The 21,504-nt window shown below is 72.7% G+C and carries 19 protein-coding genes; 6 read left to right on the top strand and 13 right to left on the bottom strand.

Going from position 1 to position 21,504, the window contains the following annotated elements; translation table 11 throughout:
- Positions 1–78 precede the first annotated feature (78 nt).
- Positions 79–1,920 (bottom strand): choice-of-anchor P family protein, encoded by a 1,842-nt coding sequence (locus tag ACZ4MF_RS01905; protein ID WP_467488862.1) that lies wholly within the window; start codon positions 1,918–1,920, stop codon positions 79–81.
- A gap of 525 nt (positions 1,921–2,445) precedes the next feature.
- Here ACZ4MF_RS01905 and ACZ4MF_RS01900 point away from each other — a divergent pair.
- Both ACZ4MF_RS01900 and ACZ4MF_RS01895 read left to right on the top strand, forming a co-directional pair.
- Entirely contained in the window at positions 2,446–2,508 is a 63-nt protein-coding gene (locus ACZ4MF_RS01900) for a trp operon leader peptide (RefSeq protein WP_356021349.1), read from the top strand.
- Positions 2,509–2,606: 98 nt separating this feature from the next.
- Entirely contained in the window at positions 2,607–4,490 is a 1,884-nt protein-coding gene (locus ACZ4MF_RS01895; protein WP_467488860.1) for an anthranilate synthase family protein, read from the top strand.
- A 14-nt stretch (positions 4,491–4,504) separates the two neighbouring features.
- On the opposite strand, the gene ACZ4MF_RS01890 is transcribed toward ACZ4MF_RS01895, so the two are convergent.
- The 4 genes from ACZ4MF_RS01890 to ACZ4MF_RS01875 all read right to left on the bottom strand — a co-directional run bounded on the left by ACZ4MF_RS01890 (position 4,505) and on the right by ACZ4MF_RS01875 (position 8,324).
- Complete coding sequence (locus ACZ4MF_RS01890; protein WP_467488858.1) at positions 4,505–5,533, bottom strand: 6-phosphofructokinase; 1,029 nt, start codon at positions 5,531–5,533, stop codon at positions 4,505–4,507.
- A 107-nt stretch (positions 5,534–5,640) separates the two neighbouring features.
- Positions 5,641–6,318 carry a response regulator transcription factor gene (locus tag ACZ4MF_RS01885; protein ID WP_356020934.1) on the bottom strand — a complete coding sequence of 226 codons (678 nt, stop codon included), beginning with the start codon at positions 6,316–6,318 and terminating at the stop codon, positions 5,641–5,643.
- Complete coding sequence (gene macS, locus ACZ4MF_RS01880) at positions 6,315–7,547, bottom strand: MacS family sensor histidine kinase (RefSeq protein ID WP_467488856.1); 1,233 nt, start codon at positions 7,545–7,547, stop codon at positions 6,315–6,317. Before macS ends, ACZ4MF_RS01885 begins: the two co-directional genes overlap by 4 nt.
- 27 nt (positions 7,548–7,574) lie before the next feature.
- Positions 7,575–8,324 carry a lysophospholipid acyltransferase family protein gene (locus ACZ4MF_RS01875; protein WP_356021346.1) on the bottom strand — a complete coding sequence of 250 codons (750 nt, stop codon included), beginning with the start codon at positions 8,322–8,324 and terminating at the stop codon, positions 7,575–7,577.
- Positions 8,325–8,507: 183 nt separating this feature from the next.
- Between ACZ4MF_RS01875 and ACZ4MF_RS01870 the strand changes: the two genes are divergently transcribed.
- Both ACZ4MF_RS01870 and ACZ4MF_RS01865 read left to right on the top strand, forming a co-directional pair.
- On the top strand, positions 8,508–9,335 hold the full coding sequence (locus tag ACZ4MF_RS01870) for an alpha/beta hydrolase (protein WP_467488854.1): 828 nt from the start codon (positions 8,508–8,510) through the stop codon (positions 9,333–9,335).
- A complete protein-coding gene (locus tag ACZ4MF_RS01865) occupies positions 9,328–9,948 on the top strand; it encodes a hypothetical protein (RefSeq protein ID WP_467488852.1) in 621 nt (206 codons plus the stop codon). The genes ACZ4MF_RS01870 and ACZ4MF_RS01865 overlap by 8 nt, the downstream gene beginning before the upstream one ends.
- A 30-nt stretch (positions 9,949–9,978) precedes the next feature.
- Here ACZ4MF_RS01865 and ACZ4MF_RS01860 read toward each other — a convergent pair whose 3' ends face one another.
- The 6 genes from ACZ4MF_RS01860 to ACZ4MF_RS01835 form a co-directional block, all read right to left on the bottom strand.
- Positions 9,979–10,734 carry an endonuclease/exonuclease/phosphatase family protein gene (locus ACZ4MF_RS01860; protein ID WP_467488850.1) on the bottom strand — a complete coding sequence of 252 codons (756 nt, stop codon included), beginning with the start codon at positions 10,732–10,734 and terminating at the stop codon, positions 9,979–9,981.
- A gap of 71 nt (positions 10,735–10,805) precedes the next feature.
- Positions 10,806–11,759 (bottom strand): ROK family glucokinase, encoded by a 954-nt coding sequence (locus ACZ4MF_RS01855; RefSeq protein ID WP_071372402.1) that lies wholly within the window; start codon positions 11,757–11,759, stop codon positions 10,806–10,808.
- Between the two features lie 67 nt (positions 11,760–11,826).
- Positions 11,827–12,378: a DUF5304 domain-containing protein gene (locus ACZ4MF_RS01850; RefSeq protein ID WP_467488848.1), complete on the bottom strand. Its 552-nt coding sequence runs from the start codon at positions 12,376–12,378 to the stop codon at positions 11,827–11,829.
- An 83-nt stretch (positions 12,379–12,461) separates the two neighbouring features.
- On the bottom strand, positions 12,462–13,637 hold the full coding sequence (locus tag ACZ4MF_RS01845; RefSeq protein ID WP_467488846.1) for an ArsA family ATPase: 1,176 nt from the start codon (positions 13,635–13,637) through the stop codon (positions 12,462–12,464).
- A gap of 44 nt (positions 13,638–13,681) precedes the next feature.
- On the bottom strand, positions 13,682–14,149 hold the full coding sequence (locus ACZ4MF_RS01840; protein WP_356020918.1) for an SRPBCC family protein: 468 nt from the start codon (positions 14,147–14,149) through the stop codon (positions 13,682–13,684).
- 134 nt (positions 14,150–14,283) lie between these two features.
- Positions 14,284–15,105 carry a metallophosphoesterase family protein gene (locus ACZ4MF_RS01835; protein ID WP_467488844.1) on the bottom strand — a complete coding sequence of 274 codons (822 nt, stop codon included), beginning with the start codon at positions 15,103–15,105 and terminating at the stop codon, positions 14,284–14,286.
- A 296-nt stretch (positions 15,106–15,401) separates the two neighbouring features.
- Here ACZ4MF_RS01835 and ACZ4MF_RS01830 point away from each other — a divergent pair, with 296 nt between their 5' ends.
- A complete protein-coding gene (locus ACZ4MF_RS01830) occupies positions 15,402–17,237 on the top strand; it encodes an AMP-dependent synthetase/ligase (protein ID WP_467488842.1) in 1,836 nt (611 codons plus the stop codon).
- 28 nt (positions 17,238–17,265) lie between these two features.
- On the opposite strand, the gene ACZ4MF_RS01825 is transcribed toward ACZ4MF_RS01830, so the two are convergent.
- Both ACZ4MF_RS01825 and ACZ4MF_RS01820 read right to left on the bottom strand, forming a co-directional pair.
- Complete coding sequence (locus tag ACZ4MF_RS01825) at positions 17,266–18,903, bottom strand: GMC oxidoreductase (protein WP_467488840.1); 1,638 nt, start codon at positions 18,901–18,903, stop codon at positions 17,266–17,268.
- Between the two features lie 51 nt (positions 18,904–18,954).
- The gene (locus ACZ4MF_RS01820; RefSeq protein ID WP_467488838.1) at positions 18,955–20,097 is read right to left on the bottom strand and encodes a glycosyltransferase family 4 protein; all 1,143 of its coding nucleotides are present in this window, start codon (positions 20,095–20,097) and stop codon (positions 18,955–18,957) included.
- A gap of 159 nt (positions 20,098–20,256) precedes the next feature.
- On the opposite strand from ACZ4MF_RS01820, the gene ACZ4MF_RS01815 reads away from it, so the two are divergent.
- Complete coding sequence (locus ACZ4MF_RS01815) at positions 20,257–21,495, top strand: glycosyltransferase 87 family protein (protein ID WP_467488836.1); 1,239 nt, start codon at positions 20,257–20,259, stop codon at positions 21,493–21,495.
- Positions 21,496–21,504 lie beyond the last annotated feature (9 nt).

Below are 21,504 nucleotides of genomic sequence, written 5' to 3'. Positions count from 1 at the left end.
TCGCTCATCAAGTGAGACGCGTCCCGCCCGGATGTGGAAAACGGGCCCCCGCGCACGGGGGCCCGTTCCCGGCGGCGGTCAGCCGCAGTTGTGCGCCGCCGAGGTGCTGGACGCGACGACCACGTCCACCCCGGGGGCGGTCAGGTGCACGGCGTCGACCGTGAGGCCGCCGTCCGCCGTCCTGACCTGCTCGTTCACCACGAGCTTGGCGCCCACGACACCGAGATCGACGGACTCGTTCACGCTGCCGTCGAGCTTGACCGGGACACCGGCCACGGTGAGCGTGAGGTCCGTGCTGCCCGACACCGCGCCGCAGGTGCTGGTCGAGACGGCCTTGATCCCGGACACCTTGAGGACGGGGAGGCCCGGCAGGCCGACCGTGGTCTCCTCCAGGGACGCCGTGGAGGTGGCGCCGCTGGGTCCGGCCTTGGTGTCGACCCGGGCGCACAGCGTCTTCGAGGTGAGCACGAGCGTGTTGACGTCGGCCGTGCAGGGCGGGGCCGTACTGCTCGCGCCCGCGGTGCGCACGGTGCCCGTGTCGGGCGTCGGCGGGACGGACACCACCGGCAGGCCGAGCAGCGAGACGTCGGCCGACAGGCCGTAGGCCCGCCCGGTGACGTACTGGAGCCGCACGGTGTCGGTGGTCTCGGCGGGCAGGTAGCCGTCGTCGCCGGCGAAGGACGCCTTGACCGGGACGGTCGCGTCGGCGTTCAGCGGGGCGTCGACCGAGGCGATGGTGCACGTCGCCGCGCCCTGGGCGTCCGTCGTGCCGTCGCAGGTCTGGGCGCCGAGCGCGAGGCTCACCTTCTTGCCGGCCACGGGCGCGCCGGCGTCGGTGGTGAGGGTCGCGGACAGGGTGGCCGGGGAGCCGTCGGAGACGGTCTTCGGGCCGGTGTAGGCGAGCTTGGTCGTCTTCTTCTGCGGGGGCGGCGGAGGCGTGCCACCGGTTCCCACGTCGATGAAGTCGCGGTCGATGCCGATCGTGGCGCCGCCGTGGCTCTCGGTCAGATCACCCGCGTACTGGTGGACGCGCTGGTGGTCGGCCCAGAGGCCCGCCGGGATCGCCGGGTCGTCGGTCGTCGCCCGGTCGTCCCAGCGGGCGGTGTCGATCACGTCGGGCAGGGTGATCTTCCCGGCCGCCGCGACGAGGTCGGGGGTCAGGGACGCCCCGCCGCCGTACGCGCCGGAGCGGTAGCCCAGATCGTGCAGCCGCTTGGTCCAGGCGTCGAGGTAGGCGAGCACCCGGGAGGTGTTGTCGCCGCCGGGCGGGTAGTTCTCCATGTTCTCGTAGAGCACCGAGCCCGCGCCGAGCCCCAGCGCCTTCGCCTGAGCGACCGCGTCGTCGGCGGCCGCGCTGCCCTGCGGGGCCGGGTCGGTGATGACCGTGCAGCTCCCGCCGCAGCTGCCCGCGTCGGCGGTGGCCTGCTTGCCGACGTAGATCGGCAGGAAGCGCCACCCGTTCGTGTACTGGGTCTGCACCCACTGGGCGTCGAGGTTCGCCTGGGAGCAGCCGCGGTTCTCGCCGCCGATGTAGACGCCGACGGCGCCGTAGCCGGAGGAGCCCTTCCAGGCGTTCATCGCCGCCTGGCTCGGGGCGTCGCAGGCGTCGAAGCCGGTGCCCTGGTACGAGGTCGCGTCGGCCGGTACGGCGAGCGCGGCCGGCGCGGCGGACGGCGCCGCGGTCCGCGCCGAGGCCACCGGCAGCCCGGCGCTGCGGAGCACCCGCTCGATCCCGGCACGGTCACCGCCGTAGCCGGCCGTGACGGTGATGCCGGCGGCGGTCGCGCTGTACGTCCGTGAGGTGGGGTTCTCGGTGACGGCGGCCTTGGTGGTGTTCGAGGGCCGGACGAGCAGCGCCTCGGTGCGGCCGGTCACGTCGGCGGGGCAGTTCTGCCGGGCGCCCGGGGTGCCGAGGTACACGGTGTGCCGGTCGAAGCGGACGCAGGCGGCCGGGTTCTTGCCGAGGTCGACGACTTTCCAGTCGGCGGGGACGGTGAACGTGTGCCCCCGGTAGTGGATCGCGGTGGTGCCGCCGCCGGTCGTGTCCGGCGCGGTGGCGGCCTGCGCGGTGGCGAGCGGTGCGGCGCCGAGTGCCGCCGCGGCGGCCAGGACGGTCAGCGCCCGTGCGGCGCGCCGTCTCGGCCGCGGGTGCGGCCGTGAGGACAGTGGTGTGGAAATGACTTTCTCCTCCCCCGTGGGACGAAAGCGGTCCGGGGGAAGACTGGAAGTCGGATCGTGTACGCGTCAATAAATGACGCTCAATTGCCGGTTTTTTCGGCCTACTTCCGTTTGCGGAGTGTCGGCGCGCCGGGCGTGAGGGCACTGTGGGGACGGCGTGAAGCAGCGGGTCGCCGTACGCGCACGGGGCCGGACACAGCCTCCGGGAAGCGGGTGTCGGACGGATGAACCCGCCAAGGCTTGGCCGGATCGGGTAGGGTGCGGGACATGTTCGCGCACTCGCCCATGAACCAGAACTGGTGGTGGACCGCTCATCCGGCGGCCCACTGACTGCGCGTACCCAGACATCGCGAAGGCCGCCCGAGGGGCGGCCTTCGGTGTTTCCAGGGCCGGGCCGTTCCTCCCACCGCACGAGGAACCGAGGAGCCATGGACCTGACCCGACTGCTGGACGACGACCGACCGTTCGCCCTCCTGCGCCGCCGCGCACCGGGCCGCGACCACGACATGGTCGAGCTGCTGCGGGGCCCCGTCTCGGCCCGCGACCGGCTGGCCGACCTCCCCGACGAGGGCCTGGCGCTGGTCCCGTTCCGGCAGATCCGCGAGCGCGGCTTCGACGTCCGCGACGACGCCACCCCGCTGCTGGTGCTGATCCCCGAGGAGTCGTACGAGATCCCGCTGGAGCAGGCCCTGGAGCAGCTTCCCGGGCACGAAGTCCGGGTCGAGGGCGGCGGGTTCGACATCGAGGACGAGGAGTACGCCGGGATCGTCGGGCGGGTGCTGGCCGAGGAGATCGGCCGGGGCGAGGGCGCCAACTTCGTGATCCGGCGGACGTACGGGGGCGGGATCCCGGGCTTCGGGCGCGCGGACGCGCTGGCGCTGTTCCACCGGCTGCTCGCGGGCGAGCGGGGCGCGTACTGGACGTTCGTGGTGCACACCGGGGACCGCACGCTGGTCGGGGCCAGCCCCGAGGTGCACGTGCGGATGTCCGGCGGGACGGTCGTGATGAACCCGATCAGCGGGACGTACCGCTATCCCGCCGAGGGCCCGACCCCGGAGCGTCTCCTCTCCTTCCTCGCCGACGGCAAGGAGATCGAGGAGCTGTCGATGGTCGTCGACGAGGAGCTGAAGATGATGTGCACCGTCGGCGACATGGGCGGGGTCGTCGTCGGACCGCGGCTGAAGGAGATGGCCCATCTCGCGCACACCGAGTACGAGTTGCGCGGGAAGTCGTCGCTGGACGCGCGGGAGGTGCTGAAGGAGACGATGTTCGCGGCGACCGTGACCGGCTCGCCGGTGCAGAACGCCTGCCGGGTCATCGAGCGGTACGAGCCGGGCGGCCGGGGCTACTACGCCGGTGCGCTGGCGCTGCTCGGCCGGGATTCCGGGGGCGCGCAGACCCTGGACTCCCCCATCCTGATCCGCACGGCCGACATCGACGCGGCCGGCCGGCTGCGGGTCGGGGTCGGCGCGACGCTGGTGCGCGGTTCGGATCCGGCGAGCGAGGTCGCGGAGACCCACGCGAAGGCGGCGGGCGTGCTGGCGGCGCTCGGGGTGCGGCCGGCCCGGCCGCGCGCGGAGCGGGAGTCGCCCCGGCTCGCCGACGATCCGCGGGTGCGGGCCGCGCTGGACGGACGGCGGTCCTCGCTGGCCCCGTTCTGGCTGCGGATGCAGGAGCGGCTGCCCTCGCTCGACCGGCACGCCCTGGTCGTGGACGCCGAGGACACCTTCACGGCGATGCTGGCGCACGTGCTGCGCTCGGGCGGACTGGAGGTGACCGTCCGGCGCTACGACGAGCCGGGGCTGCGGGCGGCGGCGCTCGCGCACGAGGGTCCCCTCGTGCTGGGCCCCGGCCCCGGCGACCCGGCCGACCCTGCCGACCCGAAGATGCGGTTCCTGCGGGAGCTGACGGCGGCCGTGCTGCGGGAGCACCGGCACGGGGTGCTCGGCGTCTGCCTCGGGCACGAGTTGATCTCGGCCGAGCTGGGCCTGGACATCGTGCGCAAGGAGGTGCCGTACCAGGGGGCGCAGACGGCCGTGGACCTGTTCGGGCGTGCGGAGACGGTCGGCTTCTACAACAGCTTCGTCGCCCGCTGCGACGACGAGGCGGCCCGGGAGCTGGCCGCGCACGGCATCGAGGTGAGCCGGGCCGGGAACGGCGAGGTGCATGCCGTACGGGGACCGGGCTTCGCGGGCGTGCAGTTCCACCCGGAGTCGGTGCTCAGCCTGAACGGGGCGGCGATCGTGCGGGAGTTGATCGGCGGGGCCCGTCCCCGAACGCCGGACGGGCTGCCCTGTGCCGACCGGCGCTGAGGACGAGCTCTCGCTCAGCCGAAGAAGACCCCCACCTCCGTGTACAGCTTCGGGTCCACCGTCTTCAGCCTGGCGGTGGCCTCGGCCAGCGGGACGCGGACGATGTCGGTGGCCCGCAGGGCGACCATCATGCCGTAGTCGCCGTCGTGGACGCAGTCGATGGCGTGCAGGCCGAAGCGGGTGGCGAGCCAGCGGTCGAAGGCGCTCGGCGTGCCGCCGCGCTGGACGTGGCCGAGGACCGTGGTCCGGGCCTCCTTTCCGGTGCGCCGCTCGATCTCCTTGGCCAGCCACTCGCCGACCCCGGAGAGCCGCACGTGCCCGAAGGAGTCGAGCGAGCCGTCCTTGAGCACCATGTCGCCGTCCCTGGGCATGGCGCCCTCGGCGACGACCACGATGGGGGCGTACGACGCCCGGAAGCGGGAGGTCACCCAGGCGCAGACCTGGTCGACGTCGAAGCGCTGCTCGGGGATGAGGATGACGTTGGCGCCGCCGGCCAGGCCCGAGTGCAGGGCGATCCAGCCGGCGTGCCGGCCCATCACCTCCACGACCAGGACCCGCATATGGGACTCGGCGGTGGTGTGCAGCCGGTCGATGGCCTCGGTGGCGATGTTGACGGCGGTGTCGAAGCCGAAGGTGTAGTCGGTGGCCGACAGGTCGTTGTCGATCGTCTTGGGCACCCCGACGCAGGGCACCCCGTACTCGCCGGACAGCCGGGCCGCGACGCCCAGGGTGTCCTCGCCGCCGATCGCGATGAGGGCCTGGACGTCCAGTTTGGTCATGTTGTCCTTGATCCGGCGGATCCCGTCCTCCGCCTTCAGGGGATTGGTGCGCGAGGAGCCGAGGATGGTGCCGCCCCGGGGCAGGATGCCGCGCACCGTGGGGATGTCGAGGCGGACGGCGCGGCCTTCGAGTGGGCCCCGCCAGCCGTCCCGGAAGCCGGTGAAGTCATAGCCGTACTCCTGCACGCCCTTGCGGACGATGCCCCGGATGACGGCGTTGAGCCCGGGGCAGTCACCGCCTCCGGTCAGTACTCCGACCCGCATGGAAAAGTCCCTTCGCCACGGTTTCCTGACATTTGGTCACGCTAACGGTGACCCAGGTCACACCGGGAGGGGCGGGACGGGTGATTCCGGGGCGCGGAAAGGGGGGCTTACTCGTCGTCGAGGCCGCGCTCGATGGCGTACCGCACCAGTTCGACCCGGTTGTGCAGCTGAAGCTTGCCGAGGGTGTTCTGGACGTGGTTCTGCACCGTGCGGTGGGAGATGACGAGGCGTTCGGCGATCTGCTTGTAGCTCAGGCCCTTGGCGACGAGGCGCAGCACCTCGGTCTCCCGGTCGGTCAGCCGGGGTGCGCCGGGCTCGTCGGCGCCCTGGGCGGGGGCCGGTTCGGAGGCGAGGCGGCGGTACTCGCCGAGGACCAGTCCGGCGAGGCCCGGCGTGAACACCGGGTCGCCGACGGCGGTGCGGCGCACGGCGTCCAGCAGTTCCCCGGTGGAGGCCGACTTCAGCAGATAGCCGGTGGCCCCGGACTTCACGGCCTCCAGGACGTCGGCGTGCTCACCGCTCGCGGACAGCACGAGGACGCGCAACGCCGGGTTGTGGCCGACCAGTTCCTTGCACACCTGGACGCCGGGCTTGGCCGGCAGGTTGAGGTCCAGGACGAGGACGTCGGGCGCGGCGGCCCTGGCGCGGCGCACCGCCTGCTCGCCGTCCCCGGCGGTGGCCACGACCTCGAAGCCGGACTCGGCCAGGTCACGGGCGACCGCGTCGCGCCACATGGGGTGGTCGTCCACCACCATGACCCTGATCGGGTCCCGCTGCTCGCTCATCGACGCCCTGCCTCCGCGTTCTTCGGTGTTTTCGGTGTTTTCGGCACCTTCAGTTCGACCTCCGTGCCCTGCCCGGGGACGGAGAGGAGCTCGGCGCTGCCGCCGAGATCGCGGAGCCGGCCGCGGATCGACTGGGCGACCCCGAGCCGCCCCTCGCTCTCGGCCTGCGCGAGCCGGCCCTCGGGGATGCCGGGGCCGTCGTCCCGGACGGTCACGACGATCTCGTCCGGCTCGTCCTCGACCAGGATCCAGGCCCGGGCGTCCTCGCCCACGTGCCAGCGCACGTTGTCCAGGGCGGCGCCGACCGCCGCGGCCAGTTCCCGGGCCGCCGGGGGCGGCAGCGGCACCGGGGCGCCGGGCTCGGCGAGGCTGACCCGGCCGCACGCGTAGGGGGCGAGCAGGGAACGCAGATCGACGTCATGGCCCGCCCCCTCGTCCTCCGGCTCCTCCACCATCCGTACGACGGCCCCGGCGGCCGCGTCCTCCGACACCCGGGACACCGGCACCAGCCCGCCCGAGACCAGCGTGCGCAGCGCCACCTCCTGCTCCCCGGCCAGCCGGCCCAGCTCGGCCGCCTCGCCGCCGAGGGCCGTGCCCCGGCGCTTGACCATCGCCAGCACCTGGAGCACGCCGTCGTGGATGTCGCGGGCCAGCCGCTCCCGCTCGCGGGTCGCGGCCTCGATCTCCAGGGCGCGCGCGAGGGTGCGCTCGGAGGCGCGGGCGACCTCGACGACGTAGCCGATGGCGAGGCAGGAGACCCACAGGAGGATGAGACTGTGCACCGTGTCCCGGGCGGGATGGCCGCGTTCGGCCAGATTGGCCAGCGCGACCGGCGTGGCGGCGACGGCTGCCCAGCGCCAGCCGCCCCTGATCGCGAAGGCCAGCACCGCGCCCGCGGTCCATATCGACGGCAGCGTGGGGCCGCCCGCGATCCGCTGGTGGCTGTCGGCGAGCGGGGTGATCAGGACGCCGGTGAGGGCGATGACCAGGTCGGCGGCCAGGAAGGGCGTGGTGCAGCTCGCCGCGTTGCGCACGCACGGCAACGTGGCGAGGGTCCAGACGAACAGGACGGCGAAGTAGCCGACGGCGACCCAGGGGCGCACGTAGAGGTCGTACCGGGTGACGCACAGGCCGATGGCGTAGAGCAGGGTCAGGACGCGGTAGCCGGCGAGCGCACGCCACAGCGGCAGCTCGACCGACATCCGCAGGACGCGCTCGCGCTTCGGCATCTCCCCCGGTCCCCCCAAGCCCCTCTCTCAGGCCTCCTGGGCCTCTTCCTTCTTCCCGGCCTCCATGGCCTTCTCCGCCTCCTTGGCCGACTTCGCCGCGTCCGCGATCTGCCGCTTGGCGGCGGTCGCGTACATGTCGACGTACTCCTGGCCGGAGAGCTTCATGATCTCGTACATGACCTCGTCGGTCAGGGCGCGCAGGACGAAGCGGTCGTGCTCCATGCCGGCGTAGCGGCCGAAGTCCAGCGGCTTGCCGATGCGGATGCCGGGGCGCATGAGCTTCGGCATCACCTTGCCGGGCGGCTGGATCTTCTCCGTGTCGATCATCGCCACGGGAATCACCGGCGCGCCGGTGGCGAGCGCCACGCGCGCGAGGCCGCCGGGCTTGCCCCGGTAGAGCCGGCCGTCGGGCGAGCGGGTGCCCTCGGGGTAGATGCCGAACAGCTCGCCGCGCTCCAGCACCTCGATGCCGCTCCTGATCGCGGCCTCGCCGGCGCCGCGCGCCCCGGAGCGGTCCACCGGGAGCTGTCCGACGCCCTTGAAGAAGGCCGCCGTCAGCCGGCCCTTCACGCCCGGGGTGGTGAAGTACTCGGCCTTCGCGATGAAGGTGACCTTGCGGTCCAGCACCGCGGGCAGGAAGAACGAGTCCGAGAACGACAGGTGATTGCTCGCCAGAATCGCCGGACCCTCGGCCGGGATGTTCTCCAGTCCCTCCACCCAGGGCCTGAAGGCGACCTTCAGCGGCCCGCCGATGGCGACCTTCATCGTGCCGTACAACACCCGTGTGCCTCCCGTTTCCGTCGAACAGACCTTAACCCGGAGGACCGTCAATGAGCCCGACGACCCTGGTCGGTGTCAGTGCGGTCGCGTACGGTGAAGCACATCCACGCATTTCTTTCCGCACGCCTCTGCCGGCCGTCGGGCCGCCGGAGCACCGTCCCAAGGACAGGAGAGTCGAAGGTGCCGGTTCTCCCCGGAGCTGAGCCGTACCGCCACGAGGGCGGGGAGGTGGGCGTCCTCCTCTGCCACGGCTTCACCGGCTCGCCCCAGTCGCTGCGCCCCTGGGCGGAGCACCACGCGGCCCACGGCCTGACCGTGTCCCTGCCGCTGCTGCCCGGCCACGGCACCCGCTGGGAGGACATGGCGGTCACCACCTGGCAGGACTGGTACGCGGAGGTGGACCGCGAGCTGCGCGTCCTCTCCGAGCGCTGCTCCCGGGTGTTCGTCCTCGGCCTGTCGATGGGCGGCGCGCTGGCCCTGCGGCTCGCCGCCCGGCACGGCGCGCGGGTCACGGGCGCGGTGGTCGTCAACCCGGCGAACAAGGTGCACGGCCTGTCGGCGTACGCCCTTCCGGTGGCCCGGCATCTCGTGCGCACGACGAAGGGCATCGCCAGCGACATCGCCCAGGAGGGCGCGGCCGAGGTGGGCTACGACCGGGTGCCGCTGCACGCGGCGCACTCGCTGCGGCAGTTCCTGCGCCGGCTGGACGGCGAGCTGCCCCAGGTCACCCAGCCGCTGCTGCTGCTGCGCAGCGCGCAGGACCATGTCGTCCCGGCCGCCGACTCGGCCCGGGTGCTGAGCCGGGTGTCGTCCACGGACGTCACCGAGATCGTGCTGGAACAGAGCTACCACGTGGCGACGTTGGACAAGGATGCGGACCGGATCTTCGAGGAGAGCCTCGCGTTCATCGGCCGGCTCGCGCCCGGTGCCGGCAAGGACGGTGCGGGCAAGGACGGTGTCGGCAAGGACGGCAAGGACGGCAAGGAAGGGACGGCCGCAGTTGGCTGAGCACGACTCGGACCGCGAGGGTCGCGAGCCGGACGAGCAGGGCGTGCCCTTCGACGAGGACGCCGCCTGGCAGGCCATCGTCGCCGGGTACGGCGAGGAGCCGCCGGACCCGCCGGGCGCGAGGCCCTTCAGGTCGGTGGAGGATCTCGCGCTGCCGGAGACGGTCGCCGAGGACCCCGACGACACGGCGCAGGGCCCGGCGAAGGACACGTCGGCGGACGGCGAGGGCGAGGGGGACGGCCCCGCCGGTCCGCCGCCGGTGAGGCCCCTGGGCAGCTCGATCACCTTCGCCCCCGGCGTCGGCGGCGGCCCGCGCGACTACACGACCGCGCGGCCCTCCGACGACGACTTCGACGAAGACGACGAGGGCCACTTCGTCCCGCCCGAACCGCCCCCGCTGCCGACCGCCGACACCACCGCCAAGTTCGGCTGGCTCGGCGTCGTCGGCGGCCCGCTGCTGCTCCTGCTGGCGGTGCTGCTGGGCTGGGACATGACGTGGTGGCTGACCACACTGGGCATCGGCGGCTTCCTCGGCGGCTTCGCCACGCTGGTGATGCGGATGCGCACGGACGACGACGAGGACGACGACCCGGGGCGGGGCGCGGTCGTCTGACCTTGGTACGGGTGTACAGGTGCCGACGGCTCAGCCCGCCGGGACTCTGAGGGCGGCCAGGACCGGGAGGTGGTCCGTGGCCGCGATCAGGTCGGAGCGGGTGACGCCGGGCTGCGCCAGAGGCACCCCGCAGCCGAGCACGCCGATGCCCTTCGTGGCGAAGATCGCGTCGATACGGCGGTGCGGCTCGCTGTGGCGCCAGGTCTCCTCGCCGCCCCAGGGGGTGACGGCCCGGCAGTCCTGAAGGGTGCCGGAGAGCAGCCGGAAGGCGGGGCCGTCGGGGCCCTCGTTGAGGTCGCCGCCCGCGACGGCGTGCTCCACGCCCAGACCGGCGAGGCGGTCGAGGAGCAGACCGGCCTGCGCGTACCGCTCCTTCCCGTCCAGGCTCAGATGGCCGCTGATCACTCCGAGGCGGGCGCCGCCGAACCGGACCACGGCGGTGGCGAGGCCGCGCCGGTGGAGGCCGGGGGTGAGGGGCAGGAGGACGTCCTGCGTGCGCTCGACGGTGGCCCGCAGCGAGCAGAGGATCGCGGGGCCCGCGGCGGTGGCGCCGCCGGTGAGGACCACCTGACCGGAGGCCGCCGCGAGCCGGGCGAGCTTCTTGCGCCAGCGGAAGAAGCGCGGGGCCTCCTGGACGAGGACCAGGTCGGGCGCGCAGGCGGAGATGACCGCGGCCAACGCGGCCGTGTCGTCCCGCATCGAGCGGATGTTGTAGCTCAGGACTCGGATGACCGCCGAACCGTCGGGTTCCGTACGGGAGTTGGGAAGGAGCGTGCCGGTCGCCATGACGATCAACATACGACGATGCCCGCCGTCCCGGGAGCGGACGCGGCGGGCACGGTCGCAGGACGGCCTCGCTACATGATCGGGTCCGGCTCCCGGGCCAGGTCCGCCGCGCCGACCAGGCCCGCCTTGTTGCCGAGCTGGGCCGCGATGACGTCCGCCACCGGGCGCCAGTTGCCGCCGACCAGCCAGCGCTTGTAGGACTTGCGGATCGGGTCGAGGACCAGTTCACCCTCGTCGGAGAGGCCGCCGCCGACGATGAACGCCGAGGGGTCGAAGAGGGAGGCCAGGTCGGCGAGGCCCGCGCCGGCCCAGCGGGCCAGCTCGCGGTAGGAGTCGACGGCCACCGGGTCGCCCTGGCGGGCGGCCATGGAGATGTGCTTGCCCTCGATGCCGTCGGGGGTGCCGTCGCCCAGCGACAGCAGCAGCTCGGCGTTCTCGGGGGTGGCGTTGGCGCGCTGCTTGGCGTAGCGGACCAGGGCGCGGCCGGAGGCGTACTGCTCCCAGCAGCCCTGCGAGCCGCAGCCGCACAGCAGACCGTCCGGGACCATCCGGATGTGGCCGAACTCGGCGGCCACGCCGAAGTGTCCGCGGCGCAGCTTGTTGCCGATGATGATGCCGCCGCCGAGGCCGGTGCCGAGCGTGATGCAGATGACGTTGCGGTGACCCTTGCCCGCGCCGAACCTGTACTCGCCCCACGCCGCGGCGTTGGCGTCGTTCTCGACCACGACCGGGAGGCCCACGCGGGCCTCGACCTTCTCCTTCAGCGGCTCCTGGCGCCAGTCGATGTTCGGCGCGAAGTACACCGTCGAGCGCTGCCGGTTCACGTAACCGGCCGCACCGATGCCCACGCCGACGATCTCGTGCCCGGCTCGTGCGCCCTCGACGGCAGCGGCGATGGCGTCCACGATGCCCTCGGGCGTGCCCGGGGTCGGCACCTGGTGGGTCGAGAGGATGTTGCCTTCCTCGTCGACCACACCGGCCGCGATCTTGGTACCGCCGATGTCGACGCCGATGGTGAGTCCCATGAATCCCTCAGTTCCGGTCGAGCCCCGCTACGGCCAACCGTACCCGAGGCCCTGCCGGGAAAGCGCTTCAGTCCAGGTCGATCCGCTCCCCCGGACCGGTGCCCTCGCCCGGGTCCCGCGGCTCCCCCTTGCCGGCCCGCCCCTCACCGGTCAGGTCGTCGGCGGTGCGGGCGGTCCAGCGCTGCTCCTGGCCCTGGACGGCGGAGCGGTAGGCGGCCAGCAGCTCGCCGCCGGCCGCGGCCAGGTGGTCGAAGACGTCCGGGTTGCGCTCCATGACGGGCTCGACGGCGGCCTTGGCCTGCTGGACGACCTGCCGTACGACCTGCTGGGCGGCGGGTCCGGCGAGGCCGCCGAGGAGGGGTGACTGGAGGCCGGACAGCTTGTCGGCCACCGTGTCCACGAACTTCTTCAGCTCCTCGGCGGCCGAGCCCGGCTGCGGGCCGTGCTCGGCGCGGCGGCGGGCCTTCTCGGCGGCGAGGTCCTCGGCGCAGGCCTTGGCCCAGGCGTCGGCGTCGGTCGCCCGGCTCTCTTTCCCGTACTCCTCTTTCTCGTACGCGGCGTGCGCGTCACGCGCATCGTGCGCGTCGTACGAGTCGGCTGCGGGGCGCTCTTCGCTCATGGCGGACTCCTGACTACGGTTCGCCTCTACGACGTTACCCGAACGGGCGTACCCGGTTCATCGCCCCCGCTCACCGGCCCGGCTCACCGGCCCGCGGCGGGCCACAGGTCGGGGTCCGGGGCGAACCGGATGCGCAGCTCGCCCTCGCGCAGCGCGGCCCCGGCGACGGTGCAGCGGCGCAGGGCGGAGGGCAGCGGGACGATCCGGCGGAACGGGCCCGCGCTGATCACGAGCTCGTCCCCGCGCCGGATCAGGTCCAGCTCGTCCCGTATCGCGCCGGGCAGCGGGACGTGCCAGACGAGCACGCCGTCCTCGGCGATCCGGTCGGTGACGGGCCACCCGACCGGTGCGGTCGACGGGTTGACGGGGGGTACGGCGAGGGAGCCGAGGTCGTCGCCGCCGCGCGGGTCGCGGCCCAGGTGGGGGACGGGGTGAACGTCGTAGGGCAGCTCCCGCCAGTCGTCGAGGGCCTTGCGCTGCTGGGCGAGGAGTCCGGCCGGCCAGCTCTCCGGCGCGGTCTCGGGCAGGGCGCGGTTGGCGAGCAGGGCCTCGACGGGCAGGCCGCGCAGGGCGAGGCCGAGGCCGGCGGTGCGCAGGGCGTCGGCACCGGCCGGACCGGGCTCGGCGACCAGGCGCACGGCGGTGGCGCGGTCGGTGAGGACGGCCTCGACGGCGGCCAGTTCGACGTCCCAGCGGGCCGCCGTCTCGTAGAGCCAGTCGGCGGGCATGGGCACGCCGGCCAGCCGGCCGAGGACGGGGCGCAGCGCGCGGGCGGCCTGCCGCTCGGGCGGGAGCAGCCGGCGCAGGTAGCGACGCAGTTCCTCGGGCAGCCCGAGCAGGGCGAGGGCCTGCGGGAGGGGCGGGAGGTCGACGACGAGGAGGTCGTAGCGCTCGCTGAGGGCGGCGTCCCGCAGGGCGCGCAGGAAGGACAGCTCCTCGGCGCCGGGCAGCGGGGTGACCTCCTCGGCGTCCAGGCGGGCGGCGCCGAGCAGGTCGAGGACGTTCGCGGCGCGGGACTGGAAGGCGGTGAGGTCCTCGCGGAAGCGGCCGGTGGCGTCGGGGCGCCAGGCGGTGAGGTTCGGCGCGGCCTCCTGCGGCGCCGGTCCTGTCGCGGAGCCCAGGACCGCGCCGGGGGTGTCGGTGCGGTCGGCGCTCAGCAGGAGGGTCCGGGTGCCCTCGCGGGCGGCGGTGAGCGCGGTCGCGGCGGCGACCGTGGTACGACCGCTGCCGCCGGGGCCCGTGATCAGGATGGTGCGCATAGGGGTGAACGCTACCGGTGCCGTGCGGGCGGCTCGGCGCGTGACTACTTCTCCCCCGACACCTCTCCCGATGCCTCTCCCGACTCCACCCGCTTCTTCAGACCGGCCAGCGCCCGGTCGATGATGACCTTCTCCGCCTTGCGCTTGATCATGCCGAGCATGGGGATCTTGACGTCGACGGTGAGGCGGTAGGTGACCTCGGTGGCGCCCTGGCCGGCCGGCTTCAGGAGGTAGGAGCCGTCGAGGGAGCGGAGCATCTGGGACTTCACGAGGCTCCAGGAGACCTCGTTGTCGCCGGTCCAGGTGTAGCCGAGGACCTGGTCGTCCTTGATGGCGCCGGCGTCCATGACGAGGCGGACCTGCTCGGCGCGGCCCCGTGCGTCGGTCTCCAGGACCTCGGCCAGCTTCACCTCGCCGGTCCAGTCCGGGTAGCGCGCGAAGTCGGCGATCACCGCCATGACGTCGGCCGGTGCCGCCTCGATCGTGATGCTCGAGCTGGTGTGTTCCGCCATCGCCGTGGCTCCTCCAGATGCGGGCCGTACTGAGATCGTCGTGCGCACGTATGTGCAGCGTGAAGGCTACCGCGCCACCGACCTGCCGCCTTCACCCCGTCTCCCGCGCCCTGGGCCGCCCGGCCATGGGCCGGTCACCATTCGAGCACCCACGGCGTGCCCGAGCCCGCGAAATGCCCCACGTTCACGCATTCCGTCGCGCCGATCCGCATCCGGCGCACGAGCGGCTGATGGACGTGTCCGAAGAGCGAATAGCGGGGCCTGGTGCGGCGGATGGCGGCCAGCAGGGCGCGGCTGCCGCGTTCGAAGCGGCGGGCGACGGTGTCGTAGACCAGCTCGGGGACCTCGGGCGGGATGTGCGTGCACAGCACGTCGACCTCGCCGACCGCCTCGATCTTCGCCGCGTACTCCTCGTCGTCGATCTCGTACGGCGTCCGCATGGGCGTCTTCAGGCCGCCGCCCACGAAGCCGAAGACACGGCCGCCGATCTCCACCCGCTGGCCGTCGAGGACCGTGGTGCCCGGGCGGGCGTACTCGCGCCACAAAGGCGGCATGTCGACATTGCCGTAGGTGGCGTACGTCGGGGTGGGGAACGCGGCGAACATCTCGGCGTACTGCTTGCGCACGGCCTTCTCGATGGCGCCGGCCCGGTCGGCGCCGATGCCGGCCCACAGCCGCGCGCCGAACTCCCGGGCCTCCTCGAAGCGGCGGGCGGTGCGCAGCTCGACGATGCGGTCCGCGTTCTCCTCGCCGAACAGGTCGGGGAAGATCCCGCGCGAGTGGTCGGCGTAGTCGAGGAAGAGGACGAGGTCGCCCAGACAGATCAGGGCGTCGGCACCCTCGCCCGCCCGCGCCAGGGCCTTCGCGTTGCCGTGCACGTCGCTGATGACGTGGATGCGCGTACCGCGCGCCGCACGCGGGCACGCGGGTCGGTTTCCGGACGGTGTGGATGCCATGGCGATCAAGCGTAGGCCTGTGCGATGTGCGTGAACAGTGGCGGTCGGGCCTGCGGTTACTGGCCGGTCGGTTCAGCCGTGGACTACTGTGCGCGAAGGAACGCCAGCCTGTGTGACGCAGCGAACATCTCGCCGGGACCCCCTGTCGGGAACGGCATACCGGCGGGTAACGTCCGGGCAGTCCAGTCGTGCTCCGGATTTCAGCCACCGAAGCCCCGAGCACCAGCCCGAGCCTTGGACCGCTCCGTCGCATCACACAGTGTCGTGGCGTCGGCGCCCTATGAGGAGCAGCAGTCTTGCGCGAGTTCAGCCTTCCGGCTTTGTACGAGGTCCCTGCGGACGGCAATCTGACCGACATCGTCCGCAGAAACGCCGCGCAGCATCCCGACGTCGCCGTCATCGCCCGCAAGGTGAGCGAAGCGAAATGGGGGTCCCCCCAGACGAAGTCCGGGGGAGGCGCCTGGCAGGACGTGACGGCCCGGCAGTTCCTGGCCGAGGTGCACACCGCCGCGAAGGGGCTCATCGCCGCCGGGGTGCAGCCGGGCGACCGGGTGGGCCTGATGTCCCGCACCCGGTACGAGTGGACGCTGCTGGACTTCGCGATCTGGAGCGCGGGCGCGGTCACCGTGCCGGTGTACGAGACCAGCTCGCCGGAGCAGGTGCAGTGGATCCTGTCCGACTCGGGCGCGACCGCGTGCATCGTGGAGCAGGCGGGTCACGCCGCCGCGGTGGAGTCGGTGCGCGAGTCGCTGCCCGCCCTCAAGCACGTCTGGCAGATCGACGCCGGGGGCGTGGAGGAGCTGGGCCGGCTCGGCCAGGACGTGTCGGACCAGACCGTCGAGGAGCGCAGCTCGCTCGCCCGCGCCGACGACCCGGCCACCATCGTCTACACCAGCGGTACGACCGGGCGCCCCAAGGGCTGTGTGCTCACCCACCGCAGCTTCTTCGCCGAGTGCGGCAACGTCGTCGAGCGGCTGCGGCCGCTGTTCCGCACCGGTGAGTGCTCGGTGCTGCTCTTCCTGCCCCTCGCGCACGTCTTCGGGCGGCTCGTGCAGATCGCCCCGATGATGGCGCCGATCAAGCTGGGCTGCGTCCCGGACATCAAGAACCTCACCGACGAACTGGCCGCGTTCCGGCCGACGTTGATCCTCGGTGTGCCGCGCGTCTTCGAGAAGGTCTACAACTCGGCGCGCGCCAAGGCGCAGGCGGACGGCAAGGGCAGGATCTTCGACAAGGCGGCCGACACCGCCATCGCCTACAGCAAGGCGCTGGACACCCCGTCGGGCCCGTCGCTCGGTCTGAAGATCAAGCACAAGACCTTCGACAAGCTGGTCTACAGCAAGCTGCGCGCGGTGCTCGGCGGCCGGGGCGAGTACGCCATCTCCGGCGGCGCCCCCCTCGGCGAGCGGCTCGGCCACTTCTTCCGCGGCATCGGCTTCACGGTGCTGGAGGGCTACGGCCTGACCGAGTCCTGCGCGGCGACCGCGTTCAACCCCTGGGACCGGCAGAAGATCGGCACGGTCGGCCAGCCGCTGCCCGGCTCGGTGGTGCGCATAGCGGACGACGGCGAGGTGCTGCTGCACGGCGAGCACCTGTTCAAGGAGTACTGGAACAACCCGGACGCGACGGCCGAGGCGCTGGCCGACGGCTGGTTCCACACCGGTGACATCGGCACCCTGGACGAGGACGGCTACCTCAGGATCACGGGCCGCAAGAAGGAGATCATCGTGACCGCCGGCGGCAAGAACGTCGCCCCGGCCGTGATCGAGGACCGTATCCGGGCGCACGCGCTGGTCGCGGAGTGCATGGTGGTGGGCGACGGGCGGCCGTTCGTGGGCGCGCTGGTCACCGTCGACGAGGAGTTCCTGGGCCGGTGGGCCGAGGAGCACGGCAAGCCGGCGGGTTCCACCGCGGCGTCGCTGAAGGACGACCCGGATCTGAACGCGGCGATCCAGGCGGCCGTCGACGACGGCAACGCCGCGGTGTCGAAGGCGGAATCGGTGCGGAAGTTCCGCATTCTGTCCTCCCAGTTCACGGAGGAGTCGGGCCACCTCACCCCGTCACTGAAGCTCAAGCGGAACGTGGTGGCGAAGGACTACGCGAGCGAGATCGAGGCGATCTACGCGAAGTAGCGGGAGCAGCACGTCTCCTGACGGAGTGTCATGGCGCGGTGTCCTCGGCGAGGACCCGCGCCATCGTGCGTTCGGCGAGCGCGGTGATGGTGACGAACGGGTTCACGCCGATGTTGCCGGGCACGAGCGAGCCGTCGGTGACGTAGAGCCGGTCGTAGCCCTTCACCCGGCCGTAGTCGTCCGTGGCCTTCCCGAGGACGCAGCCACCGAGCGGGTGGTAGCAGAAGTCGTCGGCGAAGACCTTGCTCGTGGAGCCGAACAGGTCGTAGCGGTAGATGGTGGCGTTGGCCAGGTTGATCCGGTCGAACAGCTTCTTGGCCATGGCCACCGAGACCGCGCTCTGGGCGGGGGTCCAGCCGAGTTTCACCGCCCCGGACGAGGAGTCGTACGAGAACGACGCCCGCTCGGGGTTCTTGGTGATCGCCAGATAGAGGCTGACCCAGTGCTCGAACCCCATGGGCAGCGGGGCGATCTCGGCGAAGACCGGGTTGTCGGTGTTGGCCCAGTCGTCGATGCCCAGCACCGGCATGGTGGCCTGGTTCGCGCCGACGGTGTCCCAGACGTGGTTGGCGCGGCCGAGCATGGTGTTGCCGTTGGTGCCCCAGCCGGCGCCGACGTCGGCGGTCAGGGCGGGCAGGGTGCCGGTGTCCCGGGCGCGGACGAGGAGTTCGGTGGTGCCGAGACTGCCGCCGCCGAGGAACAGGTACGTGCAGCTGTACTGCCGGCTCTCCACGACCGCGCCGGTGGTGTCGATCCGGTCGGTGCTCAGGACGTACGACCCGTCGCTCGCGCGGCTGACCGACGTGACCTTCTCCAGGGTGTGGATCGTGACGTTCCCGGTGCCGAGGGCGGCGGCCAGGTAGGTCTTGTCGAGGCTGCGCTTGCCGTGGTTGTTGCCGTAGATGACCTCCCCAGCGAGCGCGGACTTCACTGCCGTGCCGGCGGCTTCCTGCTGCATGTAGCCGAAGTCGTAGACGTTCGGCACGAAGGTGGTCTTCAGGCCCGCGTTGCCCGCCGCCTTCCGGGAGGTGCGGGCGAACCGGTACCACTCGGTGGACTCGAACCAGGCCGGATCGACGGTGTTGACGCCGAGCATGGTGCGGGCGCGCGGGTAGTAGGTGCCGTACATCTCGTCGGCGTCGACGGTCGGGAACTGCTCGGCGAAGTAGGACTTCACGGGTGTGACCGCCATGCCGCCGTTGACGAGCGAGCCGCCGCCGACGCCCCGGCCGACGTAGACGGACATGTGGTCGTAGTGCACGCGGTCCAGGACACCGGGGTAGGAGCTGATGTCCTTGTTGACCACGTCCAGCCAGAGGAAGGTGGCGAGCGGGGCCTCGGTGCGGGTGCGGAACCACATGGAGCGCTGGTCGGGGGCGAGAGTGGAGCAGAAGACCTTGCCGTCGCCGCCGGCGGTGTTCCACAGCTGCCCCATCTCCAGGACGAGGGTGCGGATGCCGGCCTGGCCGAGCCGGAGGGCGGCGACGGCGCCGCCGTAGCCCGAACCGACCACGATGGCCGGGGAGTTGTCGACCGCGGCCGGTTCGGCGGCGTGCGCGGACGGGAGACCGATGCGGGTGAGACCGGCCGTGGCGGCGGTCTGGAGGGCGATCATGCCCAGGATGTGACGTCTACTCAGCTGACGCTGCATCAGTTTTGCTGTCATGCGCGCAGCATGTGCGGATTTTCCGGTTCCGCCTAGACTCCCCGGAACGTTTTAGAGAAGGGCTTTGAGCTTCTCCGCCAGCAGGTCCCAGCGCCAGCGCTCCTCCACCCACTGACGGCCCCGCTCCCCCATCCTGCGGCGCAGCCCGGGGTCCTGGAGCAGCGGGACGATGCGGTCGGCCGCCTCCTCGGGGGAGCCGCCCCGCACGACCCACCCCGTCTCCCCGTCCAGGACGGCGTCCGGTGCGCCGCCGGAGTCGCCCGCGACCACCGGCAGTCCGGTCGCGGAGGCCTCCAGGTAGACGATGCCGAGGCCCTCGACGTCCAGGCCGCCGCGGCGTGTGCGGCAGGGCATGGCGAAGACGTCGCCGGCGCCGTAGTGGGCGGGCAGCTCGGACCAGGGGACCGCGCCGGTGAAGCGGACCGAGGCCGCGACGCCGGTCTCGTCGGCGAGGCGGCGCAGGTCCCGCTCGTAGGGGCCGCCGCCGACGATCAGCAGCACGGTGTCGGGCTCGGCCGCGAGGATGCGGGGCAGGGCCCGGACGAGGGTGTCCTGGCCCTTGCGCGGGACCAGGCGGGAGACACAGACCACGACCGGGCGGTCGGCGAGACCGAGGCGGGCGCGGACCTCGTCGCCGCCGGAGCCGGGGTGGAAGGTCTTCTCGTCGACCCCGGGCGGCAGTTGGACCATGCGGTCGGCCGCCGCCGGGGTGAGGGCCGTGGCGATGCGCGAGCGCGTGTACTCGCCGAGATAGGTGATCGTGTCCGTCGACTCGCCGATCCGGCGCAGCAGCTGCCGGGCGGCTGGCAGCTGGGCCCAGCCGGTCTCGTGCCCGTGCGTCGTGGCCACCAGCCGCTCGGCGCCGGCCGCGCGCAGCGCCGGGGCCATCAGGCCGAGCGGGGCCGCCGCCCCGAACCACACCGAGGTGCAGCCGTGCTCGCGCAGCAGCCCGGTCGCGCGCCGGGTCGCCCGCGGGGTCGGCAGCAGCATGGTCGTACGGTCGCGTACGACGGTGAAGGGCTGCTCGGCGTCGAAGGCCGCGGTGGCCTCGGCGCCCTCGTGGCCGCGCTTCCAGGTGGAGGCGTAGACGACCAGCCGACCGGGGTCCAGGCGCAGGGCCATGTTGTGCAGGAAGGCCTGGATGCCACCCGGGCGGGGCGGGAAGTCGTTGGTGACGATCAGGGTCTTGTGCATCGTGGCCGACCTTACCGAACGAGCCGGTGGCCGGCCGGGCCCGATCGGGCTGTGTGCGGCCCGGTGCGGCGGGGTCTGTGGCAGGTACACAGCCGGGCAGGACATCATGGGGCGGGCGAGGCCGACAGCGAACCGGGAATCGAACGGCAAGGGGAACACGTGGAGACCAAGGGCGCCGGGCGGTCCCTGGCATGGCTGCTCGCGACCTGGGGCGTCACCCGTCTCGTGCTGCTGCTGTTCGTCTTCAAGGTGTGGATCTTCCCGGGGGGCCTGGACGTCACCTCCGACGTGTCGGTGATCTACCGCGGCTGGTACGAGGTCCTGCTCCAGGGAACCTTCCCGCTGGACGACGTGACCTGGCAGTACCCGCCCGCCGCCGCCCTCCCGGTGCTCGCCCCCGCCGCGCTGCCCTTCCTGTCGTACGAGCACGCCTTCTTCCTGCTCGCCTTCCTCGCCGACGCGCTCGTGCTGTGGCTGCTGGTGCGTCCGGGCCCGCGCCCCGGGCGGTCGCTGCGCGGGGCCTGGGTGTGGGTGGCGGGCGTGCCGCTGCTCGGCCCGACGGTGTACGCCCGCTACGACGTGATGGTGACCGCGGTGGCCGTGGCGGCGCTGCTGGCGGGCGTCCGGCATCCGCGGGTGATGGGCGCGCTGACCGCGTTCGGGGCGCTGCTGAAGGTGTGGCCGGCGCTGCTGCTGGTGGGCTGCTTCCGGCGCCGGGCCTGGGCGTCGGCGGCGATCACGGCGGCCGGGCTCGCCGCCGTGTTCGCGGTGTCCATGCCGGGCGCCTTCGCCTTCCTGACCTTCCAGCGCGACCGGGGCACCGAGGTGGAGTCGCTGGGCGCCCTGGTCTTCCACGTGGCCCGGCACTTCGGCTGGAGCGGCCAGGTGCTGCTGAACTACGGCTCGATCGAATTCCTCGGCCCGCACGTGGACCAGGTCAGCACGGCGGCGCTGGCGCTGACCGGGGCCGCGTTCGGCTGGCTGCTGCTGTGGCGGCTGCAAGTGGCGCGCCGCACGCCGACCGTCCTCGCGGACGCGGCGTTCACGGCGGTCCTGCTCTTCACGGTCACCAGCCGCGTGATCAGCCCGCAGTACCTGGTGTGGCTGGTGGGCGTGGCGGCGGTCTGCCTGTCGTACCGGGCGAGCCGGATGGGGGCGCCCGCGCTGATGGTGGTGGTCGCGTCCTTCGTGACGGTCCTGGAGTTCCCGCTCGGCTTCGGGCACGTGGTGACGAGCGACCGGTACGGGGTGCTGCTGATGGTGGTCCGCAACGGCCTGCTGGCCGTGGCCGCCCTCACGGCGGGCCGCCGCCTGTGGCGCGCGACCGTCACCCCGCTCCCCGCCACCCCCCTCCCGCCCGAACCGGCCCACCCCCGTCAGACCCCGGTCTCCCCCTGACCGGGCGCG

Source organism: Streptomyces sp. NPDC025793, from assembly GCF_055558375.1.
Note: the sequence above shows the minus strand (reverse complement) of the source record. Positions and strands in the feature narration are given on the sequence as shown.

What these genes read in the sequence shown, in the direction of transcription:
- ACZ4MF_RS01895 (WP_467488860.1), top strand. Translation starts at nt 2,607, where the DNA reads ATGGACCTGACCCGACTGCTGGACGACGACCGACCGTTCGCCCTCCTG.
- ACZ4MF_RS01890 (WP_467488858.1), bottom strand. Translation starts at nt 5,533, where the DNA reads ATGCGGGTCGGAGTACTGACCGGAGGCGGTGACTGCCCCGGGCTCAAC.
- ACZ4MF_RS01885 (WP_356020934.1), bottom strand. Translation starts at nt 6,318, where the DNA reads ATGAGCGAGCAGCGGGACCCGATCAGGGTCATGGTGGTGGACGACCAC.
- macS (WP_467488856.1), bottom strand. Translation starts at nt 7,547, where the DNA reads ATGCCGAAGCGCGAGCGCGTCCTGCGGATGTCGGTCGAGCTGCCGCTG.
- ACZ4MF_RS01860 (WP_467488850.1), bottom strand. Translation starts at nt 10,734, where the DNA reads ATGGCGACCGGCACGCTCCTTCCCAACTCCCGTACGGAACCCGACGGT.
- ACZ4MF_RS01855 (WP_071372402.1), bottom strand. Translation starts at nt 11,759, where the DNA reads ATGGGACTCACCATCGGCGTCGACATCGGCGGTACCAAGATCGCGGCC.
- ACZ4MF_RS01850 (WP_467488848.1), bottom strand. Translation starts at nt 12,378, where the DNA reads ATGAGCGAAGAGCGCCCCGCAGCCGACTCGTACGACGCGCACGATGCG.
- ACZ4MF_RS01845 (WP_467488846.1), bottom strand. Translation starts at nt 13,637, where the DNA reads ATGCGCACCATCCTGATCACGGGCCCCGGCGGCAGCGGTCGTACCACG.
- ACZ4MF_RS01840 (WP_356020918.1), bottom strand. Translation starts at nt 14,149, where the DNA reads ATGGCGGAACACACCAGCTCGAGCATCACGATCGAGGCGGCACCGGCC.
- ACZ4MF_RS01835 (WP_467488844.1), bottom strand. Translation starts at nt 15,105, where the DNA reads ATGGCATCCACACCGTCCGGAAACCGACCCGCGTGCCCGCGTGCGGCG.
- ACZ4MF_RS01825 (WP_467488840.1), bottom strand. Translation starts at nt 18,903, where the DNA reads ATGACAGCAAAACTGATGCAGCGTCAGCTGAGTAGACGTCACATCCTG.
- ACZ4MF_RS01820 (WP_467488838.1), bottom strand. Translation starts at nt 20,097, where the DNA reads ATGCACAAGACCCTGATCGTCACCAACGACTTCCCGCCCCGCCCGGGT.